Origin of the sequence: Streptomyces pseudogriseolus, assembly GCA_002154585.1 — a bacterium.
Classification (GTDB): Bacteria; Actinomycetota; Actinomycetes; order Streptomycetales; family Streptomycetaceae; genus Streptomyces; species Streptomyces pseudogriseolus.
On sequence record MUNG01000213.1, the window covers coordinates 1 to 7024 of the forward strand.

The 7024-nt window shown below is 74.3% G+C and carries 6 protein-coding genes and 1 pseudogene; 6 read left to right on the plus strand and 1 reads right to left on the minus strand.

All coding sequences use genetic code 11. The features are described from left to right. The 3 genes from cobT to CCN29_RS19950 form a co-directional block, all read left to right on the plus strand. On the plus strand, positions 1 to 1837 hold a 1837-nt coding region (gene cobT, locus CCN29_RS19940), incomplete at its 5' end, for a nicotinate-nucleotide--dimethylbenzimidazole phosphoribosyltransferase (RefSeq protein ID WP_143661346.1). A gap of 246 nt (positions 1838 to 2083) precedes the next feature. Continuing rightward, positions 2084 to 3319 (plus strand): uroporphyrinogen-III C-methyltransferase, encoded by a 1236-nt coding sequence (gene cobA / locus CCN29_RS19945; RefSeq protein ID WP_086683489.1) that lies wholly within the window; start codon positions 2084 to 2086, stop codon positions 3317 to 3319. Between the two features lies 1 nt (position 3320). Continuing rightward, a complete protein-coding gene (locus tag CCN29_RS19950; RefSeq protein WP_006130395.1) occupies positions 3321 to 4139 on the plus strand; it encodes a TrmH family RNA methyltransferase in 819 nt (272 codons plus the stop codon). Between the two features lie 53 nt (positions 4140 to 4192). Here CCN29_RS19950 and CCN29_RS19955 read toward each other — a convergent pair whose 3' ends face one another. Next, entirely contained in the window at positions 4193 to 5473 is a 1281-nt protein-coding gene (locus tag CCN29_RS19955; protein ID WP_006130394.1) for a serine/threonine-protein kinase, read from the minus strand. Between the two features lie 204 nt (positions 5474 to 5677). On the opposite strand from CCN29_RS19955, the gene CCN29_RS19960 reads away from it, so the two are divergent. The 3 genes and pseudogenes from CCN29_RS19960 to CCN29_RS36035 all read left to right on the plus strand — a co-directional run. Beyond that, positions 5678 to 5953 (plus strand): DUF8836 family protein, encoded by a 276-nt coding sequence (locus CCN29_RS19960; RefSeq protein WP_006130393.1) that lies wholly within the window; start codon positions 5678 to 5680, stop codon positions 5951 to 5953. Positions 5954 to 6151: 198 nt separating this feature from the next. After that, the gene (locus CCN29_RS19965) at positions 6152 to 6331 is read left to right on the plus strand and encodes a hypothetical protein (RefSeq protein ID WP_006130392.1); all 180 of its coding nucleotides are present in this window, start codon (positions 6152 to 6154) and stop codon (positions 6329 to 6331) included. A 217-nt stretch (positions 6332 to 6548) separates the two neighbouring features. Next, a pseudogene (locus CCN29_RS36035) lies at positions 6549 to 7024 on the plus strand (hypothetical protein); the annotation flags it as partial.

Sequence of the window (7024 nt, forward strand, 5' to 3'; positions counted from 1 at the left end):
GCCCGCCGCCGACGCCGAGGCCGAGGTCGCGCAGAACGCCGACGACATGGACACCCAGGGCGCCGGCGTCGAGCCGGAGCCCGCCCCGCGGCCGGAGCCGTCCGGACCGGCCGCCCCCGGCTACGCGGACGCCGAGCGCGAGGCCGTCCTGAAGGTCATGCGCGAGCGCCGGGACATCCGCAACGGCTTCCGCGGCGACCCCATCCCGCACGAGGTGCTGCTGCGCGTCCTGGAGGCCGCCCACACCGCGCCCTCCGTCGGGCACTCGCAGCCCTGGGACTTCGTCGTCATCCGCTCCGAGGAGACCCGGCACCGGATGCACGAACTGGCGATGCGTCAGCGCGACGCCTACGCCAAGACGCTCCCCAAGGGCCGGGCCAAGCAGTTCAAGGAACTGAAGATCGAGGCCATCCTCGACACCCCGGTGAACATCGTCGTCACCGCCGACCCCACCCGCGGCGGCCGCCACACCCTCGGTCGGCACACCCAGCCGCAGATGGCGCCGTACTCCTCCGCGCTCGCCGTGGAGAACCTGTGGCTCGCCGCCCGCGCCGAGGGCCTCGGCGTCGGCTGGGTCAGCTTCTTCGACGAGCGGGAGATGGTCCGCGCCCTGGACCTGCCCGAGCACCTGGAGGTCGTCGCCTACCTGTGCGTCGGCTACGTCGACGAATTCCCGGACGAGCCCGAACTGATGCAGGCCGGCTGGTCCAAGCGCCGCCCGCTGTCGTGGGTGGTGCACGAGGAGACGTACGGCCGCCGCGCCCTGCCCGGAGAGGACCCCCACGACCTGCTTGCCGAGACCGTCGCGCAGATCCGCCCGCTGGACGCCAAGGCGCTCGGCGAGGCCTGGGAGCGCCAGAAGCGCATGACCAAGCCGGCCGGAGCGCTCGGCATGCTGGAGATCATCTCCGCCCAGCTGTCGGGGCTGTCCCGGCAGTGCCCGCCGCCGATCCCGGAGCCCGCGGCCGTCGCGATCTTCGCCGGCGACCACGGGGTGCACGCCCAGGGCGTCACCCCATGGCCGCAGGAGGTCACCGCCCAGATGGTGGCGAACTTCCTCGGTGGGGGAGCGGTGTGCAACGCCTTCGCCGCCCAGGTCGGCGCCGAGGTCTGCGTGGTCGACGTGGGCGTCTCCGCCGACCTGCCGGCCACGCCCGGACTGCTGCCGCGCAAGATCCGCGCCGGCACGTCCGACATGACCGCCGGTCCCGCGATGACCCGCGAGGAGGCCAAGCAGGCCATCGAGGTGGGCATCGAGACGGCCCGCGACCTGGTCGCGGCCGGCAACAAGGCCCTGCTCACCGGTGAGATGGGCATCGCGAACACCACCGCGTCCGCGGCCCTCATCTCCGTGTTCACCGGCGCCGACCCGGCGGAGGTCACCGGCCGCGGCACCGGCATCAACGACGAGACGCTCGCCCGCAAGACCGACGTCGTGCGCCGCGCGCTGGAGCTGCACCAGCCGGACCCGTCCGACCCGCTCGGCGTGCTGGCCGCGGTCGGCGGCTTCGAACACGCGGCCATCGTCGGCCTGCTGCTCGGCGGTGCGTCGCTGCGTACGCCGGTGATCCTGGACGGCGTCAGCGCCGGCGCCGCCGCGCTGGTCGCCCGGGCCATCGCGCCCGAGGTCCTCGCGGCCTGCATCGCCGGCCACCGCAGCGCGGAGCCCGGCCATGTGGCCGCGCTCAACAAGCTGGGCCTGCGCCCGCTGGTCGACCTCGACCTGCGCCTCGGCGAGGGCACGGGCGCCCTGCTCGCGCTCCCCCTGGTCCAGAGCACGGCCCGCGCCATGCACGAGGTCGCGACCTTCGACTCGGCGGGCGTGACGGAAAAGTAGAGAGGCGCCTCTTGCCTCTCAGAGGCCTGGGGGTGGTCGTGGGCACAACGCCGGGTGGTCGTGGGCACACGCCGGGTGGTCGTGGGCAGTCGTTCCGCAGGGCGGAACGGGTGGGCACGACCACCCCCCCAGCCGTCACCCGGCGCCCCTGGCCCACCCACCGGACACCGGACCCGCCAAAACTCCCGCGCCATTAAGATTCGCGCACGTCAGGGCTACCGCACGCCGCAAGAGGAGCCGTCCCGCATGGCCGAACACCCCGCCTACCCCGTAGGCCTCCGCCTCACCGGCCGCCGGATCGTCGTCCTCGGCGGCGGCCAGGTCGCCCAACGCCGCCTCCCCGCCCTGATCAAGGCGGGCGCCGACATCCACCTCGTGTCCCCCGAGGCCACCCCCTCCGTGGAAGCCATGGCGGACGCCGGTGAGATCACCTGGCACCGCCGCCCGTACGCCGACGGCGACCTCGCCGACGCCTGGTACGCCCTCATCGCCACCAGCGACCCCGACGCGAATGCGGCCGCCTCCGCCGAGGCGGAGAACCACCGCGTCTGGTGCGTCCGCTCCGACGACGCCGACCAGGCCACGGCCTGGACCCCGGCGACCGGCCACAGCGAGGGCGTCACCGTGGCGGTGCTCACCACCGACGCGCGCGGACGCGACCCCCGGCACACCGCCGCCATCCGCGACGCCGTGGTCGAGGGACTGCGCGACGGCACCCTCGTCGCCCCCCACCACCGCACCCGCACCGCGGGCGTCGCCCTCGTCGGCGGCGGCCCCGGCGACCCGGACCTCATCACCGTGCGCGGCCGCCGTCTGCTCGCCGAGGCCGACGTCGTCATCGCCGACCGGCTCGGCCCGCGCGACCTGCTCGCCGAACTCCCGCCGCACGTCGAGGTGATCGACGCGGCGAAGATCCCGTACGGCCGGTTCATGGCCCAGGAGGCCATCAACAACGCGCTGATCGAGCACGCCAAGCAGGGCAAGTCCGTGGTCCGCCTCAAGGGCGGCGACCCGTACGTGTTCGGCCGGGGCATGGAGGAGCTGCACGCCCTCACCGAGGCCGGCATCCCCTGCACCGTCGTCCCCGGCATCTCCAGCTCCATCTCCGTGCCGGGCGCGGCCGGCATCCCCGTCACCCACCGCGGCGTGGCGCACGAGTTCACCGTGGTCAGCGGCCATGTCGCCCCCGACGACGAGCGTTCCCTGGTCGACTGGCCCTCGCTGGCCAAGCTGACCGGCACCCTGGTGATCCTCATGGGCGTCGACAAGATCGGCCGGATCGCCGAGACCTTGGTCGCGCACGGCAAGTCCCCGGACACCCCCGTCGCCCTCGTCCAGGAGGGCACCACCGCCGCCCAGCGCCGCGTCGACGCGACCCTCGCCACGGTCGCCGAGACCGTCGTCGCCCAGGACGTGAAGCCGCCGGCGGTCATCGTCATCGGCGACGTCGTGGCCGTCGGCCCGGAGGGGACGGCCGCCTGACATGGGCGAGATCATCACCGTCGACGACCCCGACGACCCGCGCCTGCACGACTACACGAACCTCACGGACGTCGAACTGCGCCGCCGCCGCGAACCCGCCGAGGGCCTGTTCATCGCCGAGGGCGAGAAGGTCGTCCGACGCGCCGGGGACGCCGGGTACACGATGCGCTCCATGCTGCTGACGCGGAAGTGGGTCGACGTCATGCGGGACGTCATCGACCGCTCCGACGCGCCGGTCTACGTCGTGGAGCCCGCCCTCGCCGAACAGGTCACCGGCTACCACGTGCACCGCGGCGCGCTCGCCTCCATGCAGCGCCGCCCGCTGCCGGAGCCCGCCGACGTGCTCCGCACGGCCCGCCGCGTCGTCGTCATGGAGTCGGTCAACGACCACACCAACATCGGCGCGATCTTCCGTTCGGCCGCCGCCCTCGGCATGGACGCGGTCCTGCTCTCCCCGGACTGCGCCGACCCGCTGTACCGCCGCAGCGTCAAGGTCTCCATGGGCGCGGTCTTCTCCGTGCCGTACGCCCGCCTGGAGACCTGGCCTAAGGACCTGACGACGGTCCAGGACGCGGGTTTCACCGTGCTCGCCCTCACTCCGGACGACCGCGCCCGCACCCTCGACGAGACGGCACCGCACCGCATGGACCGGGTCGCCCTGATGCTCGGCGCGGAAGGCACCGGCCTGTCCCGCCGCGCCCTGTCCGCCGCGGACACCTGGGTACGCATCCCGATGTCCCACGGCGTGGACTCCCTCAACGTGGGCGCGGCGGCGGCGGTGGCCTTCTACGCGGTGACGGCAGGCCGCCCCCAGGAGTAGAGGCTCCGCGGCCCTTGAGCGGCCCGGTACCTGCGGGACGGTGAGAGCAGCCCTCAGGACGGCCCCTGGCACCCCTGCACCAGTGCGATGCCGAGCGCCACCACCAGCGTCACCACCACGAACACGAACAGTCGCTGCCGCAGCAGCCGGGGATTCGCCGGGCGCAGGCCCGGGCCGGTGCGGGGGGACGGGCGGCGGCCGCCCGTGCCGGTGCCGGGGCGGGTTCCGTTGCGGGACGCCGTGCCGGTGCGCGGCCTGGGGCGGGCCGGCGTGCCCTGGCGGGGCGGCGCCCCGTTCCGCTCGGACCCGCCGCCCCGGGACGGGGGCACGCTCCTGCCGCCCCGCGAGGACGGGCCGCCGCCGCGCGAGGCGGAGCCGTCACGCGGGGACGTGGCCCTGCCGCCCTGCCGGCGCGCGTCCCGCTCGGGGTAGGTGTCGGCGAGCCGTGCGCTCGCCCGCTCGGACTCGGGGGTGCGGGGCGCGGGCGGCCGGACGTCGGCGAGTCCCTGCGCCTCCCGCGCGGCGATCTCCTTCAGCCGCAGCGACAGTTGCAGCGTGCTCGGCCGCTCCTCGGGATCCTTCGCCAGACAGGCCCGCACCAGCGGGGCCAGCGCGTCGGGGACGCCCTGCAACTGGGCCTCCTCGTGCACGACGCGGTACAGCATCACCTCGGAACTGCCGTGCCCGAAGGGCGAGTCGCCCATCGACGCGTACGCGAGCGTCGCGCCCAGCGAAAACACGTCCGTGGCCGGCGTGACGGCCGCACCGCGCACCTGCTCGGGCGCGAGGAACCCGGGCGACCCGACGGCCGTGCCCACATGCGTGAGCGTCGACGCCCCGGTGGCCCAGGCGATGCCGAAGTCGATGATCCGCGGCCCCTTCGGGGACAGCAGGATGTTGGACGGCTTGAGGTCCCGGTGCACCACACCGGCCTCGTGCACCGCGACCAGCCCCTCGGAGAGCGCCGCCCCCACGGCGGCCACCTCGGCGGCGGCGAGCGGACCCTCGTCGGCGACCTTGTCGTGCAGCGACGGGCCGGGGACGTACTGCGTGGCGAACCAGGGGCGGTCGGCCTCCAGGTCGGCGGCGACCAGCCGGGCCGTGCAGCCGCCGCGGATGCGCCGGGCCGCCGAGACCTCGCGGGCGAACCGTGAGCGGAACTCCTGGTCCTCCGCGAGATCGGGGCGGATGACCTTCAGCGCGACCCGCTGCCCCTTCTTGTCGGAGCCCAGATAGACCACGCCCATCCCGCCCGCGCCGAGCCGTCGGTGAAGCCTGAAAGAGCCGACGACGCGCGGGTCCTCGCGCCTCAGGCGCATCATCGCCATGTTCATCCCCGCTGCCCGGTCCTGTGACGTGCCACAGCTTACGTTTCCACAGCCGTCCGTGCGCAGAGGCCGCGCCCTCTCCGTCCGGCGGATTGTCAGTGGGCGGTGGGACACTTGAAGAGTGGTCAGGGAGCGCGTGAGCAGGCCGGGTTCGCGCGAGGGCGGACCCGTCCGGTCCCAACCACCCGACAGCGAAGGGGGATTGATCGCGTGAAGGGTGACAGGGTCGAGATCGTCGTGGACGCGGGGGACACCACGCGTACGTACGAGGTGGTGGCCTCGCGGGCGGGGCGCAGGGTCGAGACGGCGGTACGACGAGGGGTGGTCGAAGTGAGCGAAGTCACCCGAACCGGGGCTGTGGTGCGCACGGCGCGTTTCATGGCGAACCGGGTGCTCGCCCTGGTGGAGCAGCCCGTCCCTCGCCAGGACACCTCGGAGGGAGCGGGCCGCGCCGGCCGTCCCCTCGGGGATGTCCCCGAGGCGTAGGACGCCGTCTCCACCCAGGGGAGTACGGCGCGGGGCCCCGCTCATCCTCGGGGAGGCCCACCGATCGGTACGAGGGCATGACGTGGCGAAAGCGCAGGCCCCCTAGATTTGAGGTCAAGCGGCGGGTGCAGCACTCGTCCCCCGAGGTCGGACGCCCGCCGCTGCCAAGGACAACAGAAACGGTCAGGTGAAGGGACCATGGCGTACACGGCACCGCGGACACTGCTCCGCACGCGGGATCGCGGCCAGGGCCGCCGGCACCCGCTGGTGGCGACGCTCATGGCCCTGCCCCTGGCGGTCCTGCTCCTCCTTGTCTTCGACGGGTGGGAGACGGTGACCACACAGGCGTCGTCCGTGGGCGAGATGCTGGGGCGCTGATCCAGCGACCCCAGGCCCGGAAGAGCGGTCCGGGCGGGGACATCCACCCATGAAACCCCGTGGGGACGGGGGTGCGGCGGACGGCAAGATGCCGGCGCAGCTGGGGAGCTGCGCCGGCATTGCTTTTCCCCGGTGCCTGGCGCCCGGCACCTGGCACTCGACACCCGGCACCGGGCACCCGGCGCACGCGCCCGGCGGGCCCGCGTAGCCTCACCCCGTGACCGAGGACCTCCTCCCCGCCCTGACCGCCCGCGCCACGGAGGCGGCCCACGCCCGCGACCCCGCCTGCTCCTGCGCCGCCGCGGCCACCCTCGCCCACCGCGACGACGCCACCGTCGTACGGCACGCCGCCGCCGTGGCCAAGGCACACGCCCCCGGCACCGACCCGGCGGAGCTGACCCTCCGGCTGGCCGTCGCCGCCCGGCTCCCCGGCGTCCTGCTCCCTCCGCTCGCACCGGCCCCCGCCGCACTGCACGGCCGCCCGGTCACGTACTGGCCGTACGGCATGCCCGTGGACCCGGACGACGCCTGTGTGGTCACCGTCTCCCACCCGTCGAAGACAAGGAGGAGCAGGACCGCCAGGGGCAGGGCCATGAGCGTCGCCACCAGCGGGTGCCGGCGGCCCTGGCCGCGATCCCGCGTGCGGAGCAGTGTCCGCGGTGCCGTGTACGCCATGGTCCCTTCACCTGACCG